Below are 17,947 nucleotides of genomic sequence, written 5' to 3'. Positions count from 1 at the left end.
CCCTCTCCCAAAGGGCGAGGGAATTTATAAGCAATAATCCTAACGCAGAATGGTATAATAATCTGCAATCTAAGCAGCAATGGATATCTCTCATGAACCACGCCAAAACCATCGCCATCCTTGGCGCATCCGCCCAACGCCATAAATACGGAAATATCGCCGTCCGCGCCTGGCGCGACCGGGGATTCTCAGTCTATCCCGTTAATCCCGCTCAGGAATCGATCGAAGGCTTAAAATGCTATCGCTCCATCCTCGATATTCCCGGCGAAGTGGAAATCGCCAGCGTCTACCTGCAGCCGGAAATAACTCTTGAGGTTTTGCCATCAATCGCCCAAAAAGGCGTTAAGGAGAATTTCCTCAATCCCGGCTCGGATAACGCCGCCGTCCTGCAAAAGGCGCGTGAATTGGGATTGAACGTCATCCAGGCATGCAGCATCCTCGCGGCGGGAAAATCGCCCGCCGATTATGCGCGATCGTAAAACTCAAATCCGTACGATATATTCTTTGATGCGATTCATCATGGCGGGCAGATCGTCGTTGGGTTGAGCAACAAAGGATACGGCGGAAATTTTAACTTCTATCATCGAACCGTTCTCGATTATCGCCGATTTCTCGATGACATTTTTATATTTACTTTGATGGATGTTCAGAATATTTTCTCTTATATTGGGAATAAAAACGGCAAAGACCAATTCGTCCCATCGGCCAAAGAGATAATCCGGCTTGGAGAGACTGGCTATCGTTTTTCCCGCCATCTTCAACGCACGGATGTAAGCCGCCTGGCCCAAGGCCGTTACAATTTGTTTGTTATTCGTGATTTTTAGCAAGACCACGCCATAAGGCATATGCGTGTTTTGCATTTCGTGGTGAAGCGCGTTCAACTTCATCTTTAAATAATTTTGATTGGAAAATCCCGTTTCTTCATCGACGAAAGCCAGTTTGGCCAATTCCCGCATCTTATCCGAACCGGACGCTTTATTGGTTTCGTCCGTAAAGATTTCGATGGCGCCGACGAGCTTGCCTTCCCAATCTTCCAAGGGTAAAACCCGCACGGATATGGGAACCCGGTGTCCTTCCTTGTGATGAAGAAACACATTCGCCGAGCGCACTTGCTTATCGTTAACCGTCGCCGATACCGGACAGCCGAATTTGCAGAGATTCTTCCCATCGGCGTCGACGTGCATCAACAGATTGTCCCAGCAGCAAATGCCAACCACTTCGTCTTTTAGGTATCCCGTAATTTTCTCGGCGGCTTGATTCCAATAGAGGATTTGCCGGTTGCGGTCTACGAAATAGACGCCTTCGTCCAAATGCTCCAAAAACGAGATATTGTATTCGCTGAGAACATTGGATTCTTGTTCCATGATTTTCCCTCGAATATAGTTTGAAGAATGTTTTTGAAATATTTTGCAACAATTATAAACGACTTTATAAAAAAAAGAGAGACTCGATGTTCGTCGTTCCTAACATCCGTCTCTCTTTTTCCCGAAGAAAATATTATTTCGATTCATCAAATCATCGGCAATACGTCGCCGCCTTTGCCTTGTTGAATGGCGGGAATATAGGTTTCCAATTCCTTTTGAACGTTCGGATCTGTCAGGTCGATCGTCTTCTTCTTCTCCGCCGACATGTAGGCCGCCATGACCAGTTTCGTGATTTCCAGGCCGTACTCCAAGTTGAGAAAAGCGTCCTTCCCCTGCAGAAAGGCGTTAGCCGCATCGACGTTTTCGTCCGTATAGCCGTAAAGGTCCGCTTCGTTGTGCTGTACGGCGAGCAGCCCTCGGCTGGCGGTGGCTTTCTCCAACGCCAGTTCCGAATCGGCGACCGCTTCCGCCGCCGCATCCCCGATGAATATACTGAGCGGCGAAATCAACGTATTGACTTCGAAGGCGTAGCCCGGCCCCATGCCGTCCATGAAGAGTCGTAGACCTTGTTTTTCGAACATCCAGGAATTCGTGAACTGGGCTTTTACGATCTGGCCGGTTTCGGGATTTTTATAGGTGACCATGCCTGTGGTAAAATCTTCCGCCGGAGTTTTCGTATAATCCACGCCGCGATCCTTGAGCAGTTTTTCCCGCCAATAGGGTAATCCCCATTTCAACAGCGCCGTCTCGCAGCTGACCGATTGCGGTTTCATGAAGGTAACCGGCTTGCCCAACGGCGTAAGGACATACCAACCTACGGCGATGCTATGGCAGCCCATATCGCTCAAAACGCCGCCGCCTTGGCGGGTGGGGTCCCAAAACCAGCCTTCATGCGGTCCGCCATGCTCTTCCGATGAACGGGTCAAACTCATCGGCCCCATCGTCTTCATTTGGGGAGCCAATTGCTTCATCTGCGATTTAATGGGCTTCATTTGTAGTTGATTCTCAAAATAAGCCGTAGGAACGCCCGCCTCTTTCCCCAATGCCACCAGCCGTCTTGCTTCTGCGACATTGCGTCCTAACGGCTTTTCGCAAATGATCCCTTTCAATTCCGCGCCTGCTTTTACGGCGGCGACGATCTCCTCCATAATCTGAATCCGAATGTAATTAGGGCAATAAATAGCGACGGCGTCCACGTTTTTCGCCAATTCCGTCACGTTGGGATAAACGGTCGCCGGTCCCAAGCCGCGCTCCTGAGCGGACTTGGACAATTCCTCCGCGCCTTTAAGGGAAGTGATGCCGGTCAACTCCATCGTTCGGACTTGTTCCATCGCTACGGATTGAAAATGGCTGATGAAGCCCGCGCCAATCATTCCCACTCTAATTTTTTTCATAATCGTCGCCTCGCGTGTTTATATTTTTTCGTAATAGTATTCGCCGTATAAATGGAATGAACGCTCTAAATTAAATCATGTTACTTAGGATAAAAAACATGATAGACTTATTTTGCTTATCGTATTGAATCACGAAAGCGCGAAAGGAAAAAGAAAAACACAAAAAAAAGAAAAAAAGGTTGGAGCAAGGAATCCGCGCTATATGTGATTCGAATATTTCGTGAATTTCGAGCCTTTTCGTAATTTCGTGATTCAAAAACGTAATAAAAAAGCCGCCAAGGAATATAAAGGGTAAAACAGGCGTCTCGCCTGTTTTGTTGCTGCAGGCGGGACGCCTGCTTTACCCGCATTAGGCAAAAATATATTATCTGCGTAACATGAGTAACTTAAGACAACCCGCCCCAACAATCAAGTTCCCCTTCGCCCGCCGGCGTCTCTTTCTTTAAGAAGCCATCTTTGAACGGTTCGAATCGGCGCTGTCGATCGATACTTCCGTTTCCATAGGAAATACGGAATAATACCGTAAAAAGCAATTCGCTCGTTAGAACTTTTTAGGTCGCGATGCCGGAAAAAACGAAGAAACACTTTGCGCCGGACGCTTGGTGGCGCGAATGGTTCAACCATATCTATCTGGACGTATACGCCCATCGCGATGACAGCGGGGCAGACAAAGAAATTCAAGCGGCGCTTGCGTTCCTTCCCCTGCGCCCCAGCCATCGCATTTTAGATTTATGCTGCGGCAACGGACGGCATTGCCGCGCCCTGCGCAAAGCGGGATATGGCCGCGTCTTCGGCGTTGACTACTCCTATCCGTTGCTGCGCCAGTCGATTGCAGAATCGCCGTCAGCCCATTATCTGCGCGCCGATATGAGGCTTCTGCCTTTTCCCGGCGATAGCTTCGACGCATGGCTCTCGTTTTTTACGTCCTTTGGTTACTTTAAAACCAACGTAGAGAATATCAGCGTCCTTCATGAAGCCGCCCGCGTCTTGGTTCACGGAGGCATGTTTCTTCTCGATTATCTCAATCCGGATTGCGTTCGCCGGACGCTGGAGCCGGAAACGGAGAAAAAATACGGCGATTACGTCATCAAGGAACGCAGGTTCCTTTCCGAAGACGGAGAACGAATCGAAAAAGAGATCGTCATCGAAAATTGGGGCGGAAAAGACCACCGCTATTTCGAATCGGTGCGTTTGTATACGCTGGACGAGATGAAGGAAATGCTGGAATCCGCCAATTTACACCTCCAAGGCGTTCACGGCTCCTTCTTGGGAGAAGAATTCAGCCCCGATAGCCAGCGCATGATTCTTTTCGGAACGAAAGAATAAAATTGTATAGCTAAACCTTTTTCGGATAATTGACAAATAACTAGAGATGATATAATAAACGAACAACAAACCGATTAACAAAGAATAATAGTGAAGGATATAAACAAGTAGCGCTGGCGTAGCTCAGCCGGTAGAGCAGCTGATTTGTAATCAGCAGGTCAAGGGTTCGAGTCCCTTCGCCAGCTACTTGTAAAACAAAGACTTATGAATCAAAACTCAAAACATTTGGATTCTTGAGTGAGCGTGTAAAGAAAAAAACGCCCCGGAAGAAGTTTTCATCCGGGGTTTTTCTTTTTTCGTCCATCATGGATAATAGAGGAGAGGTTCTATCATGAAAACATACGCTTTTCCCGTCGTTATCGAAGAGGATTGCTTTGAAGATGGACGCAAAGCCTATCGCGTCTCTTGCAAGGCTCTCCAAGGTTGCAGAACATGGGGGCGTACCTATGAAGAAGCTCTTGCGAATATTAAGGATGTCATCGCGATGTACATTGCGGATATGAAGGTAACCGGCCAGCCCGTCCCCATCGATCTCTCTCAGGGCGTCGTCGAATTGACTTCCCCTTATGTAATAGTCAACCTATAACCCGCGCCCCGAAAGGATAAACCGCCTGCTGGCTCGTGAATGTTCTGGTTGAAGATGGATTCGTTCTCATTCGAATGAGGGGAAGCCATCGGCGTTATTGTTAGGCGTTTTTTAGAAAAGGCTTTATTTCATTAGCCCCATTGCGTTAGGAAAAACAAATGATCGCCGCTCAATGGCTCATCTCGGCCATAGGATTTGTCGTAATGACTTCCATTCCCGATCCCGTTGAACGAATCGTTGACGCCCTTCAGAAAAGATATCCGGACCAGGCGATCGAAGGGTTGAATAATATTCCCGATCCCTTATCCGCCGAAACGCGCTCCCGTTTCGAAAAGGCCATGAAACAATTGTCTCCGCAGGGCGAATGGATTCCTTTCCTGGAATTGCTGGCGCAAAGAACCGGCGGCGATGGCGATTTTCTCTTTTTTCTTTCGCAGGCTTGCTGGCGGGCGGGAGATGTCGAATCCGCCATGAAATGGAGCCAGAAAGCTATGGACGCTTCCCCCCGCGATCCTTCGTTGCTGTACAAATGCGCGGCTATAGCTCGCACTTCGGGAAAATTGGAAGAAGCCAAGCGGCGCATCGACCGCATTCTCGCCAATGATCCCGATAATGCGGACGCGACGTTTCTATTAGGAAGCATTCTCGCGCAAGAAGGGAAAATTGACGCCGCGCGGTCGGCATTAATGAAAGTTATCGATCGGCGGCTGGATCATTTCCAGGCATTATACGAACTGGGAAAATTGGAAAGCCAGGAAGGCCAGGATGAGGAGGCGGTTCGTTATCTGCAAAGCGCGGTTCGCGCCTATCCCTTTTTTCGCGAAGCCTACAGCGCCCTAAGAACTCCCCTCTCTCGATTGAAAAGAAAGAATGACTTTGACAAAATGCAAAGGATTCTTGAGCGCACACGGCTATGGGATCCGAATAAATACAACCGCCTGCGCTACTCCTTCGAACACGCTTTCGAGATCAACCCCGCCGCCAGCGAAGAGTTGGCGCAGGAATTGGTTACGGTGGAACGGGAAGATTTGGCGAAACAATATCTGGAAGAATTGCTGAAGAAAAATCTGGCTGAAGACCACTTGAAATTGCTGCTGGGTCAATTGCGCTTCAATCGAAAAGACGCTGCAGGCGCGTTGGAATTGTTGAATGATATTCACGAATCGGAAATTCAAGCCTCCGCCGAATTCCAAGGCTTGAAAGCTTGGACGTTGTTCGTTATGAAACGCTACGGCGAATGCCGGACGATCCTGCAAGAGTATGGAAAGACATTCGCGGATTCTCCCCATTTCCAATCGCTGCAGAAAGCCATGTTGAATCTTGCGCCGGAGGCAGCGTCTTCAAGTCAAAACCAGAGTTCCAATGCCAGCTCTACGAATGCGGATATTCCATTTATCCGCTTTGAGGATCGGACAGAAAAAGCCGGTTTGCTTGGTTTCCATCATCGGTTGGGCAATCTGGACAAGCGATGGATTGTGGATGCGATGGGTTCGGGCGTTGTCGTCGGCGATTACGACAACGATGGAGACGAAGATATTTATTTCGTCAATGGACGCCCGCTGCTCGACGCTCCAGACCCAAACTGCCGCAACGCGCTCTATCGCAATGACGGCGGCGTATTTGCGGACGTAACGGAAAAGGCTGGCGTCGGCGACGAAGGATATGGAATGTGCGCGGTATTCGGCGATGCGGATAACGACGGATGGCTCGATTTATTCGTAGGAAACTTTGGCGACCATGTTTTTTACCATAATAACGGGGATGGAACGTTTTCCGAAACTACGGAAGCGGCGGGATTGAAGCAGGATGGATACGCGGCGGCGGCGGCGTTCGGCGATGTGGACGGAGACGACGATTTGGATTTGTTTGTGGGGAATTATGTGGATTTCGATCCCCAACGGGACGGCGATTTGCGCGCCAATTATCATGGTCTAAAAGTCATGATGGGGCCGATGTCTTTTCGCGCCGAACCGGATTTGCTTTATCTCAACGATGGAACCGGACATTTTCGCGAGGCGGGTAAAGAGGCGGGAATCAACGTTTCCGAAGGCCGCGCGATGGGCGCTTCGTTTTTCGATATGGACCTCGACGGCGACCTCGATCTCTACGTGGCCAACGATTCGACGTTCAACCACGTTTTGCGCAATGACGGGCATGGCCATTTCGAAGATTATAGTTTTCCTTCGGGCGCCGCCGTTTGCGAAAACGGGCAGGATGGCGCTAGCATGGGCGTGGCGATTAGCGATATGAACAACGACGGCTTGTTCGATATCATGGTCACCTCTTACGAGAACGAATACGACGTTTTGTTCGTCAATTCGGGCCAAGGCGAGTTTCGCGAACGGAGCGGCCCGATGGGACTGATCGGCGCAACGCGGTTGTTAACTACGTGGGGCGTTGGTTTTTGCGATTTCGAGGCCGACGGATGGTTGGATTACTATACCGTCAACGGTCATACGTATCCGCAAGTGGAAGAGTTGCATCTTGGCCGCCATTATCAGCAAGGCGTTTCCATTTATCGCAATACGGGAAGCAAATTGGAACTAAGCGCGCAGGCGGTCTCGTCCGTAACGCGAGCCATAGCGGGACGTGGATCGGCTTTGTTGGATTACGACGGAGATGGCGATATGGATATCGTCGTTAATTGCATCGACGATTCACCGATGCTTTTGGAAAACATTTCTTCTCGAGGGAATTGGCTGCAAGTGAAGTTGCAAACCCATTCCGCACAATCCTACGGTGCGCGGATCGTGGCACGAAAGGGCGACCGGAAATGGACGCGCATGGTGGATGGAGGTTCCGGCTACTTGTCGCAAAATTCTTCCATCCTGCATTTCGGATTCGGCGATGTGGATTCGATCGACGATATTACTGTCTATTGGTTAAATCGTTCTCCTCAAACGATCGCCTCGCCGCCATTGAATCGTGTGATGACGATCCCGTATTATTCAACATCCCCATAAACGAAAACCCCCTTCGCGCAAGGCGAAAGGGGTTTTCTTCACAATCGTATCTATTAGGAATGCGCTTTATTCGCCGTATACCGACCAATCGCCAACGTTCGATATTTTCAGCGAGGGGATTGTGAAATTATGCGACCATAAACGGCCCCGTTGATTGTCTCCATCGCCCAACTCATTAGGCGCCGAGTCGGCGGACCAATTGCCATCCACCCAACTGGAAATGTTGTTCAGCGCCGTATGCAGCGCCGGATCGGCGGGATTTCCCGTCGGCGCATTGGAAGCCAGCCAGCTGGGAAATCCATTCGTTAATAACTCTTCGGTCCAGTTCGTCATATCTCCCATTTCGAAATCGGAATTGGGAAACGCCAGCGCCGCTTCCGTCCCGTTCCAGAAATAAAAGTCGTCCACCGCCATCCACGCCCAACCGCCGGTCATGGTCTCTTCGACGTAGATGTATGCTTGTTTTCCTTGTTGTTCGCCGCCGATATAAAACCGGTATTCGGGATAATGCCACACATCCACTTCGCCTTTCAACTCGCCCGCCCAGGATATGCCCTGGTTTTGGTTGGAATAGATGAAATCGTTGGCGCCGTCGAATGCGCCGTCTCCATCCATATCCACATGCAATTGCACCGCGCTTCTCGTCCAATCCTGAGAATCGACGCCGAATTGTTCGATGCGGCTGGATGCCTGGCCGGAATTGAACGACATGAAAACGCTCGAATCGGCGCTGGGCAGCGATTGAATGGTGAAAACATCGGATCGCAGTTCGATCCCGGCTTGAGTACCCGCATCCGACGATCCGAAATCGAAACTGCCGGAGCCGACCCAGACGTAACCCGATTTGGTATAGCTGCCCGCCGGCATTCCGAAGAAGGTGAATGTGGATTGGGCGTCGAAATTCTTTCCCGCAACGGTAATATGATTTTGCGTCCATCCGGGAACTTTTCCGCCAGGATATTCGGCCAATCCGCGTACGTTGGTTCCGTCGAAGCCATCGGGAACGCCGGTCTCGAATCCTTCTTCGAAGCCGCCATTGCGGATCGCCTGGTTATCCCAATTCAAGCGGATGGCGTCGAAACTGACGGCTTTGGCTTCCGACAGGTCGGCGACGACGAACTGGGCGCGGCGTCCTTCATAGCCGGTGGTATTGATGATGGCGCTCTCCATCGCGTCGTCGGGACCGCGGAACAAAAATCCGTACAATGGAATATCCTCGCCCTCGACGTATTTGCCATTGGGATCGCTGCTGGCGGTTCCCAGGTCGACATAAACCATAATTCCGTTATCGCTATCGCCGTACGCTCCCGCTTTATCGAAATGGGAGGAAGCCGGACCGCCGAATACGCCGTAAATGAAGCTGCTGATGGGCGTCAATTCGAACGCTTCCGATTCGAGCGTCGCGGTTCCCGCAATCGTGGTTTGTATAAAATGGGTTCCATAAGCGGTATTGTTCAAGCCCGCGTCAGTTTTCAACAAATCGGCGGCGGACAAGCTGCCGTTAACCGTCCAATGAGCGAGCGCCGCCGCGTCTTCAAAGAAGCCGTTGGGGACGCCGTTTTCGACCATCTTGCCATCGGCGAAGTTCAGCCGGATGGAGTTGACGGCGATGAAAGACTTATCGCTGTTGTCGACGATTTTGATTTTGGCCTTTTGCCCGGCATATCGATCCAGATTGACGATTACGGTTCTCCAAGCGTCGGGCGCGACTTGGCTGGAGGTCCCTTTTACATTGTCGATCTTGACTTGAAAGGGATCTTCCGACATCCAATAGTCATATGTTCCGTCGGCGCCAATATCGACGCCCACATCAAGCGTATTCGGCGACATATTGGCATAAGTATTGGAAACGATATCCATAATCAAGAAGGCGGGATTGTTGCCGGTATTGCTGGTTGCCGTCCAAGCGGGCGCGCAAACGCAGCCAATCGATATGAGCAGCGCTAAACCGAACTTGATTTTCACGTTTTTGTCCTTTCTTCGTTTTGAAAGTAATGAAAAAATTGCATCGGCAATTCATTGTAGAAAAAAGGAAAGGATAAAAGAATGGGAAGGGGATGAGATAATTGTTTTTTTTCTATTAGCCTCTCATGGTAAGCAATTCCATCCCCACTCCCTCTGCAATAGTCTTTACTCACAAGTTAATGAAACGTTCATGAACAGTACCTTAACTTTTCTCTTGCCGCTTTTTTGAATCGCGGATTTCATGGATGATTTGGATTTCACGAAGAAAAACTTTTTTAAATGATGAATGAGGAATGAGGAATGAGGAATGATGAATGATGAATGATGAATGATGAATGATGAATGATGAATGATGAAAAATAAATGCGCTTAAAAAACGGGGCGGCAGGGGCAAGTCGTCATCCCAGCCTTGAAAGGCTATTATCAAATGCCCCTTTAAAGGGGCAAACAACACTAGCCGTTTTAACGGCAGGGCGGCAGGGCTTTTCATTCATCACTCATCATTAACTTTTATCTCTGGATCGGCAGACGCAGCCGGGCGATGCAGCCGGAACGGCCGCGGCGGTTTTCGAGCGTCAAGGCGCCGTTGTGGGCTTCGGCGATCTGGCGGCTGATCATAAGCCCTAAACCCGATCCCTGCGGCTTCGTGGTAAAGAAGGGAACGAATAGATTTTCGGGATTCAATATGCCGCTCCCCTCGTCTTCCACGATGATTTCCACATGAGGCGAAGGCTTGGCAAGAACCGACCAGGTGAGGCGTACTCTGCCCTCCGCCTCTTGAACCGCTTCCACCGCGTTTTTGATGAGGTTAATCAAAGCCTGATCGAGTTGATCTTTATCCGCCAAGATGAGAACCGGCGGGCCGGGATCGATAACGACGGCGGGATGGGGTTCGAGGTTGACCGCCCGCTGCGCCCATTCCGCCACATCCACGGGCGTAAAACGCGGTTTGGGCAATTTGGTCAGACGGCTGTAGGAGGCCATGAAGCGGTTGAGACCTTCGGAACGGTCGCGGATCACGTCAAGCCCTTGCCGCAAGTCTTCTTCCCAATCCTCCGGACGCCTCTCGCGAGCCATGAGCGCGCGCAGGCTGTCGGCCAGCGAATGAATCGGCGCCAGGGAGTTGTTGATCTCATGGCGCAGCACCTGCACTAGCCGCTTCCACGCTTGCCGCTCTTCCTCGCGCAGAGCGCGGGTGAGATCGGAGAGCACGATCAGCCGATGCGGCTTCCCCTGCAAACGAAACTCTCCGCGCCGCAATTCCCAGCGTCCAACGGCGCCGGGCATGGATAGTTCGATGAGGCGCGGCGCTTCGCCTTCCAACGTTTTCGCCGCTCCTAATTCATCGGATGTGCGTCCCAACAACGCTTCCACGGGCTTGTTCAGCAGCTGTTGCGCTCTTTGATTGACCAGGCGCAGTTTGGAATCCTCGTCGAACGCCATTACCGCCACGTCGATTTCGTCCATCACTTTGCGCAGCAAGGAGGCGGCTTCGACGGCGCTTAAACGCTGCTGGCGCAGCACGTTGCCGAGTACGTTGATTTCCGAGGCTACCTCGCGCAAAACGTCGTCGCAACTTCCTTGAATGGCGCGCAGGGAGTAATCGCCTTCGTGAAAAGCGGCCAACAGATTGGATAAAGTGCGCAGCGTCGTAACAATGCTCTCTTGCGCCGCCAGCGCGAATCCGAACCAAAAGAGAATCACAAACAGCGTGACGGTCAATTCCACCTTGAGGCTGTAACCGCCCGTCCAAATCAGAATCAGGGAAAACGCCGAGCCGGGAAGCCCCGCGCCCAGCGCCAGCAGCAAAAGGCGCGTTTCGTAGGGCATGCGCCGCTTCGCGCTTGGATTGTGCGGGCGGCTAGTGGATTTTTGAGAATAGATGGAATCTTCAAAAGCCATACTTTTCCAATCGGCGATACAGCGCCGGACGGCTCATGCCCAGCGCCTTAGCGGTGTGGCTGACGTTGCCGCTATGCCGCGCCATCGTTTTTTTTATCAAAAAGCATTCGACTTCTTCCAAACTCATGTCCATCAGACTGTGCTCGCTTCCGCCTTCGGCGCGTAAGGATAAATCGCCGATTTGAATAAAACTCTTCTTCGCCATCAATACCGCGCGTTCGATGGCGTGATCCAATTCGCGGACGTTTCCCGGCCAGCGGTACGTTTGCAATAGTTCCAGCGCATCGTCTTGAATATGCGCAATATGCTTGCGGTAGCGTTGGGAGTAGCGTTTGAGAAAATGCAGCGCCAGCGCGTGAATATCTTCAGGCCGCTCCCGCAGCGGCGGCAGTTCGATTTCCACCGTATTCAGGCGAAATAGCAAATCCTGCCGGAAGCGGCCCGCGTCCGCCTCAGCCTGCAAATTGGCGTTAGTGGCGGAAAGAATGCGGACATCAACGCGCCGGGTTTTTGACGAACCAACTCGCTCGAACTCGCCCGTTTCCAGAACCCGCAGCAGTTTGGCTTGCTCGCTAAGGGGAATATTGGCGATTTCATCCAAAAAGATAGTGCCTCCGTCGGCTAGTTCGAATCGCCCCGCCCGGTCGCATTTGGCGTCGGTAAACGCTCCCTTGACATGGCCGAACAACTCGCTGGCGAACACGCCCTGAGAAAGCCCGCCGGCGTTGACCGTAATCAACGGCTTGTCGGCGCGTCTCGATGCGGCGTGAAGCGCCCTGGCGGCGACGCCCTTGCCCGTCCCGTTTTCGCCGAGAATCAATACATGGACGTCGGTAGGCGCGACGCGCTCCATGATTTCCAATACCGTCTTCATAGCGGGCGACATGGCGATCATATCGGAACTCTTCTCGCCGCCCAGCGCCTGGTTAACGGCTTGCAGGCGCTTACCATCGCGCAAAGCGCGGCTCAATTCCGTTTGCGTCCGGAGAACGGTGAGCAGCCGCGCATTCTCCCATGGCTTCTGGATGAAATCGCGCGCCCCGCGCTTCATCGCCTCCACCGCCAGTTCGATGCTGCCCCAGCCGGTAATGACCACCACGGAAAGGGCGTCGTCCAACTCGCGCAGCCGCCGCAGCAAGTCTAAGCCCTCCTCGCCGGAGGTGGTGTCGCGCGTATAGTTCATGTCCATCAGGACGACGTCGAAATCCTCTTCTTCCGCTGCCTTCAAAGCCGCTTGCGGCGATTGCGCCTCGTGGATGGAAAAACCCTCGCTCTTCAACAAAAGGCGCAAAGCGGTCAGCACGTCCGCTTGATCGTCAGCGATAAGAATCCGGGGCGGTTTTGGAATGTTCGTCATATGTGGATCGATTTTGTTTATAGCGTTTCTTTTAGGCGTTATCATAACTCATGTTACGCAGTCAATGTTCTTTCACTTTCAGCGTTGGTATTCCGTCGCCAATTGGAAGAACCTTTCAAAAGAGCAGAGAGGATATCTTTTTTTTGCGTTATTGAATCACGAATCCACGAAAAGGTTCGAATTCCACGAAATTTTCGAATCACAGATTCTTTAGGTTTCCACGGAAAAAACTTTTTCATGGAGCGATCCCTTACGCCAATTGTTTTTTTCGTGATTTTCTTTTTTATTTTTATTTTGTGCTTTCATGATTCAAAACGGCGATCATAATAGATTTCTCCAACTTATTCTTGCGCGTAACATGAGAGCATAATTTTATTGATATTGATTAGTTTATTCTATATACTGCGGCAAGAATAGATAAATAGATTCTATCGAAATGATCTTCTTTAGGGAGAAATAAAATGAACAATCATAAAATCGGCGGTTGCTGCCAATGCGGCGACTCATCGTCTCCGTTTCATATCGCCCATTCCCGGCGCTCGTTTATCCGCAACGGCGCAAGCTTCGCTGCTGCGTTGGGCGCGGCGAACGCATCTCCTTTACAAGCGCTCGGCGCCGATCAAACGCCCCCCGCATGGTTTCTCAGCGATTGGAATCCCGGCGAGCGTTTCTTGACGTGGGGCAAGCCGTTGCGAATCCAGCCGATTCTGATGTATGCGTCTCCCCAGCCTCGAGAGATGACCTCATGGCGCTCGTGGGGCGGCGTGTTGAGCGACGCTTCCGCCGCCGAAGAAGTGGAACGCATCGCCAAAGAACTGCAAGTCTTGAAGTCGAAAGCGGAATTTCCTATAGAGTTGGCGCCGGTTCAAAAAGCGAAAACTCCCGAAGAGACCGCCGCCATTCTGATGGGCGAGTTCGACGCCGTACTGCTCTATCCCGCATCCGGTTCGGGACGCCTGTTGCAAGCGTGCGTGGCGCCCGATCGCGACGCGCTTATTTTTGTCCGCCATCGCTCCGGCCCCGTCTATTATTGGTACGAAGCGCTCAGCGCGGTTTATCTGCAAACTGATAAGGAGCAACCGAATCAAGAGCCGCCCCGCTTGGGAAAAACGCACGTCGATGACGTGGTAGTGGACGATTACGATGATGTTCTATGGCGGCTGCGGGCGCTTTATGGCGTCAAGAATTTAAAGAACAGCGCCATCGTCGCTCTGGGCGGCGTTTGGGGAAAATACGCCGCCGACGCCCCCGAAATCGCCCGCAAGCAATGGGGGATGAATATCATCGAGATCGGCTACAGCGCCATCGAGCCTCGCATCCGGCAGGCGCTCGCTGACAATGCGCGCATGGCCAAAGCCGAAAAACAGGCCAGCCAATACTTGGCGATGTCGGGCGTTTCGCTGGAAACCGGCAAATCGTTCGTCGTCAACGCCTTCGTTCTTTATGAATTATTTAAGGAACTCATGCTGGAAAACAACGCGCCCGCTTTTACCATCAAGGAATGTATGAGCACAATCATTCCCATGGCGAAAACTACGGCTTGCCTCTCGCTGAGCCTCCTCAACGACGAGGGATTGCTCGCCTTTTGCGAGTCGGACTTCGTTGTGATTCCTGCTGGAGTGCTCATGCGCCATATCGTCAATGCGCCGGTTTTTCTGCACAACTCCACCTTCCCCCACAAAGGCGTCGTTACCTGCGCCCATTGCTCCGCCCCCCGGCGCATGAACGGCGATCGTTACGAACCCGTGCGCATTCTGACGCACGAAGAATCGGACTACGGCGCCGCTCCCAAAGTGGAAATCCCCATCGGCCAGCAAGTAACGTTCATCGATCCCGAATATACTAAAGGCCGTTGGGTGGGAATGCGCGGCAACGTCGAAGACAATCCCTTCCTTCCCATCTGCCGCTCCCAGCAGGATGTGCGCATTCAAGGGAATTGGAAAAAACTCCTCAATGAAGTCCGCGATTCCCATTGGCTGATGGCCTACGGTGATTGCCTCAATGAAATCGGATACGCGGCGAGGAAGTTGGGCGTTCGCTGGGATAATATCACCGATGAGGCCTAATTCGAAAAGTGCGGACTTCGGCGGAGGGGGCTTATACCGCGATGTCGCGGCTCAAAGGCGTCATGAAGAATCTATTTAACCATGGTTAGGCTGTAAAATTATGAAAGAAAAGGTGGTATAATTGAATTGAAAATCCGTTATTACATCGACCCTGAATCTGAGCTATTTCATATTTATGGGCACGATGTTAAGGAAGCAGAGGTTGAAGAGGTTCTTAATAATCCGGAGGAAGATCGGGCAGGGCGGGAAGGATCGCGAGTCGCCTTGGGTAAAACGGCAGGGGGACGTTATCTCAGGGTAATTTATGTTCCTGATCCGGAACTAAATAGCGTGTTTGTAATCACAGCTTATGAACTACGTGGAAAGCCATTAATTGCCTATCGTCGTCGAAGGAGGAAAAAGAAATGAAGCAAAGTGAATTCTCGCCAGGTTGGGATGCTGAACGTGTAAAAGGAATACTAGCTCATTATGAATCGCAGTCTGAGGATGAAGCGGTCGCTGAGGACGAAGCGGCATTTGAAGCGAATGGACAGACGGTCATGGAAGTTCCAATCGAGTTGGTTCCAAAGATACGAGAACTAATAGCAAAACATCAAGCAGCATGACAGGGGCTAACAAATCACTCCCTCATGTTTTTAATCGCGCGTAACATGAGTTATTCAAATTTTCGGGGGTTATGAGTATAATTTATTGATGAAAATAGATTATAAAGGGAGATTGTCATGCCTCAGACGATCATTCGCGAAGATGCCCAAATTGCTCTTCCCCAAGAAGTCGTAATCCGGCTTCGCTTAGAGACGGGAGATATTTTAAACGTGGATGTGGAAGATGGAAAAATCATTCTGTCTCCAGAAGAGGAAAATACTTTGGAATACAATCCTGAGATCAAAGCGTCAATCCAACGCGGCTTGAAAGATGCCGAAGAAGGCCGTACTTATGGCCCTTTTGATAATGCTGACGATTTTCTGAAATCGCTCAAATCGTAATTAAGGCGATTGTATGGAGGACAATGCCATTTCTCCCCACTCCGCATTTAGCGGAACAATCTCCCCGCGCACGTCATAGATAACTCCGTTGACGACGGTATAGAGCACTTCCCCGAATAGCGTCTCGTCGCGGTAGGCCGATTGATATTCGGGATCGCGCAACTCCTTTCGGTATTTCTCCTCATCGACAACATGTCTAACATCGGGATCGAATATAACCAAATTCGCCATCGCTCCATTCGCCATGGTTCCAATGGGGAAGGGAAACGGACGGTATTGGGCAATGTATTTCGCAGGAGTGATGGCCGTAAGCCAATCGATATCCGCGAAAGTATAGCTGCAATGCTTGATAAGATGCGTATGAATCTGGTGGCTTATGGCCAAAACGCGGGTTCCCGGACTGCCAGGCAGCCCGTTAGGAAGCGGCGCTTTGGCTTTGCGCGGATGCGGCGCCTGGTCGGAGCCGATGAAAGTTCGGGGATCGCGCCGCCGCGCGCATTCGCGGGTCAATTCGATCAATCCCGCCTGATCGGCTTGGGAAGGCAGCGCTGGACGGCGGAAATTGAAGGAACTGGTATTTCTATTCAATAGCATATCCCGGTTGAAATAGAGATAATCCAATCCCACTTCGGCGGGCAAGTCCATCGTCTCTTCCCGCCGGGCCCCCAAAATCATCTCCAACGCCGCTCCCGTAGGAATATGCCGCGTATGCAGCCGCGAAAGCTCCGCCTCTCTAGCGAGAGCGAGCGCCGTCCGTTGCGCCGCCAGCACTGTCTCGCCGTCGTAATACAAATGATGCAGCAAAATGGCGGGAGGATGGTATTGATGCTGAAACTCATCGATGGTCATCTCTTCTCGCGGCTGGTCGTTATGATAGGAGACCATCCCGCCTTTTCTCTCCAAATACATGCGCCGCCGTTGTTCGCCGTTGATCCCCGATCCGCCGAATGTCGAACCGAAATCCTTCTCCTCCTGTCCTTCGATGGGAGGAACGCCCGGTTCCATGCGCGGCCAGACGTGCATATAGATTAACGCCTGCTGTTGATAATGCCGTTGAGTTTTTTCCCAACGTTCGCGTCCCAGCGGCGCCCACGGCGTGTTCCCCATCGCGCCCGCCAACCAAACGCCCCCCTTCAACGCCGCAAGCGATCCGCGCCGGACGTCGTAATACGTATTGGCCGCCCGGATGGCTTCCAGCAGTTGTTCATAGGTCTGCGCCGCGTTGCGATAAGGATCGTTTTCGAATTCCTCCCGCGAGGGAATGTAACTTTCCCGGAAGTGAACGTGCGTATCGGCGCGGGCTAGGGCGATATGAATAGGATCCGGCAATTGAATATCGGCGCCGCCGGGTTGTCCGGGGACGATATCCATCGGCTCCCCCGGCGCGCATCGAACCAACGCGGGAATAATCTCGCCGCCGTCAAGGAGAAGATGCTTCGTTTGAAAGGAGATGGTTTTTTTCATGGATGATTATCGGCGCAGGCGAATTAATACTTTTTCTGGTCTCCCTCCGCCAGCGTATAGATGATCCCAATGCTAGACGTTCCATTGCTCGCGTCGTAGAGTTCGTTGGAAATCCAGGTCTTGCCCGGCCCCATAGATTGCGCGGCGTAGGCGGATCGATTCAATTGCGGCCAAAAATTCGAATAGCGCGTCTTCGTACTTTGGAACCAGTCGTAGAGTAGAGTCGCCGGTTCCATATGGTATTGATTGCGCGTATTGCGTATGACGGGAATCTCGCGCTCCGTCAATTTGGCCTGGAAAGGATCGAATACAGAACGGGAATAATAAGCGATGGGCGTCGTAACGAAGTGGTGCTGCGCGGGATGCCCGTCGATATGCGGCGGATAGCTGGAATTGTCCAAACGGTAAAGCAGATAAGCCTCGCAAAGCCCTCGTTCTTCCGAGAGAACCACGGATACCTTAGCGCGGATTTGGGCGTTGAGAAAATTGGGAACGGCGATAGCCGCCAATATGCCGATAATCGCCACGACGATTAATAACTCGATCAATGTAAATCCTAACTTCTTATCCATTG

15 protein-coding genes and 1 tRNA gene are annotated in these 17,947 nt (G+C 51.6%); 9 read left to right on the top strand and 7 right to left on the bottom strand.

What is annotated here, in order from left to right; translation table 11 throughout:
* The coding region (locus AB1656_09250; GenBank protein ID MEW6235558.1) for a CoA-binding protein at nt 1-479 on the top strand (479 nt) is incomplete at its 5' end.
* 3 nt (nt 480-482) lie between these two features.
* On the opposite strand, the gene AB1656_09245 is transcribed toward AB1656_09250, so the two are convergent.
* Together AB1656_09245 and AB1656_09240 are read right to left on the bottom strand one after the other, a co-directional pair.
* On the bottom strand, nt 483-1,364 hold the full coding sequence (locus AB1656_09245; protein MEW6235557.1) for a PAS domain-containing protein: 882 nt from the start codon (nt 1,362-1,364) through the stop codon (nt 483-485).
* Nucleotides 1,365-1,510: 146 nt separating this feature from the next.
* On the bottom strand, nt 1,511-2,758 hold the full coding sequence (locus tag AB1656_09240) for a Gfo/Idh/MocA family oxidoreductase (GenBank protein ID MEW6235556.1): 1,248 nt from the start codon (nt 2,756-2,758) through the stop codon (nt 1,511-1,513).
* A gap of 561 nt (nt 2,759-3,319) precedes the next feature.
* Here AB1656_09240 and AB1656_09235 point away from each other — a divergent pair.
* From AB1656_09235 to AB1656_09220, 4 genes are all read left to right on the top strand, one after another.
* Nucleotides 3,320-4,084, top strand: a complete 765-nt coding sequence (locus AB1656_09235) for a class I SAM-dependent methyltransferase (protein ID MEW6235555.1) — start codon at nt 3,320-3,322, stop codon at nt 4,082-4,084.
* Between the two features lie 112 nt (nt 4,085-4,196).
* Nucleotides 4,197-4,269, top strand: a tRNA-Thr gene (locus tag AB1656_09230).
* A 146-nt stretch (nt 4,270-4,415) separates the two neighbouring features.
* Nucleotides 4,416-4,670, top strand: coding sequence for a type II toxin-antitoxin system HicB family antitoxin (locus tag AB1656_09225; protein ID MEW6235554.1), 255 nt, complete (start codon nt 4,416-4,418; stop codon nt 4,668-4,670).
* A 158-nt stretch (nt 4,671-4,828) separates the two neighbouring features.
* Nucleotides 4,829-7,633, top strand: coding sequence for an FG-GAP-like repeat-containing protein (locus AB1656_09220; protein MEW6235553.1), 2,805 nt, complete (start codon nt 4,829-4,831; stop codon nt 7,631-7,633).
* 66 nt (nt 7,634-7,699) lie between these two features.
* On the opposite strand, the gene AB1656_09215 is transcribed toward AB1656_09220, so the two are convergent.
* The 3 genes from AB1656_09215 to AB1656_09205 form a co-directional block, all read right to left on the bottom strand.
* Complete coding sequence (locus tag AB1656_09215; GenBank protein ID MEW6235552.1) at nt 7,700-9,598, bottom strand: hypothetical protein; 1,899 nt, start codon at nt 9,596-9,598, stop codon at nt 7,700-7,702.
* Between the two features lie 510 nt (nt 9,599-10,108).
* Nucleotides 10,109-11,500 (bottom strand): ATP-binding protein, encoded by a 1,392-nt coding sequence (locus AB1656_09210; GenBank protein MEW6235551.1) that lies wholly within the window; start codon nt 11,498-11,500, stop codon nt 10,109-10,111.
* Nucleotides 11,490-12,857: a sigma-54 dependent transcriptional regulator gene (locus AB1656_09205; GenBank protein MEW6235550.1), complete on the bottom strand. Its 1,368-nt coding sequence runs from the start codon at nt 12,855-12,857 to the stop codon at nt 11,490-11,492. Before AB1656_09205 ends, AB1656_09210 begins: the two co-directional genes overlap by 11 nt.
* 461 nt (nt 12,858-13,318) lie before the next feature.
* On the opposite strand from AB1656_09205, the gene AB1656_09200 reads away from it, so the two are divergent.
* From AB1656_09200 to AB1656_09185, 4 genes are all read left to right on the top strand, one after another.
* A complete protein-coding gene (locus tag AB1656_09200) occupies nt 13,319-14,923 on the top strand; it encodes a sugar isomerase (GenBank protein MEW6235549.1) in 1,605 nt (534 codons plus the stop codon).
* Nucleotides 14,924-15,049: 126 nt separating this feature from the next.
* Nucleotides 15,050-15,331 (top strand): DUF4258 domain-containing protein, encoded by a 282-nt coding sequence (locus AB1656_09195; GenBank protein MEW6235548.1) that lies wholly within the window; start codon nt 15,050-15,052, stop codon nt 15,329-15,331.
* Nucleotides 15,328-15,528 carry a hypothetical protein gene (locus tag AB1656_09190; protein MEW6235547.1) on the top strand — a complete coding sequence of 67 codons (201 nt, stop codon included), beginning with the start codon at nt 15,328-15,330 and terminating at the stop codon, nt 15,526-15,528. Before AB1656_09195 ends, AB1656_09190 begins: the two co-directional genes overlap by 4 nt.
* Nucleotides 15,529-15,645: 117 nt before the next feature.
* Nucleotides 15,646-15,909, top strand: coding sequence for an AbrB/MazE/SpoVT family DNA-binding domain-containing protein (locus AB1656_09185; GenBank protein ID MEW6235546.1), 264 nt, complete (start codon nt 15,646-15,648; stop codon nt 15,907-15,909).
* Here the strand turns inward: AB1656_09185 and AB1656_09180 are convergent, their stop codons facing one another.
* Together AB1656_09180 and AB1656_09175 are read right to left on the bottom strand one after the other, a co-directional pair.
* Nucleotides 15,910-17,373, bottom strand: a complete 1,464-nt coding sequence (locus AB1656_09180; GenBank protein ID MEW6235545.1) for a hypothetical protein — start codon at nt 17,371-17,373, stop codon at nt 15,910-15,912.
* A gap of 23 nt (nt 17,374-17,396) precedes the next feature.
* Nucleotides 17,397-17,945 (bottom strand): prepilin-type N-terminal cleavage/methylation domain-containing protein, encoded by a 549-nt coding sequence (locus AB1656_09175; protein MEW6235544.1) that lies wholly within the window; start codon nt 17,943-17,945, stop codon nt 17,397-17,399.
* Nucleotides 17,946-17,947 lie beyond the last annotated feature (2 nt).

The organism is Candidatus Omnitrophota bacterium, assembly GCA_040755155.1.
Taxonomy (GTDB): domain Bacteria; phylum Hinthialibacterota; class Hinthialibacteria; order Hinthialibacterales; family Hinthialibacteraceae; genus JBFMBP01.
This window is presented reverse-complemented; position numbering and strand designations above follow the sequence as displayed.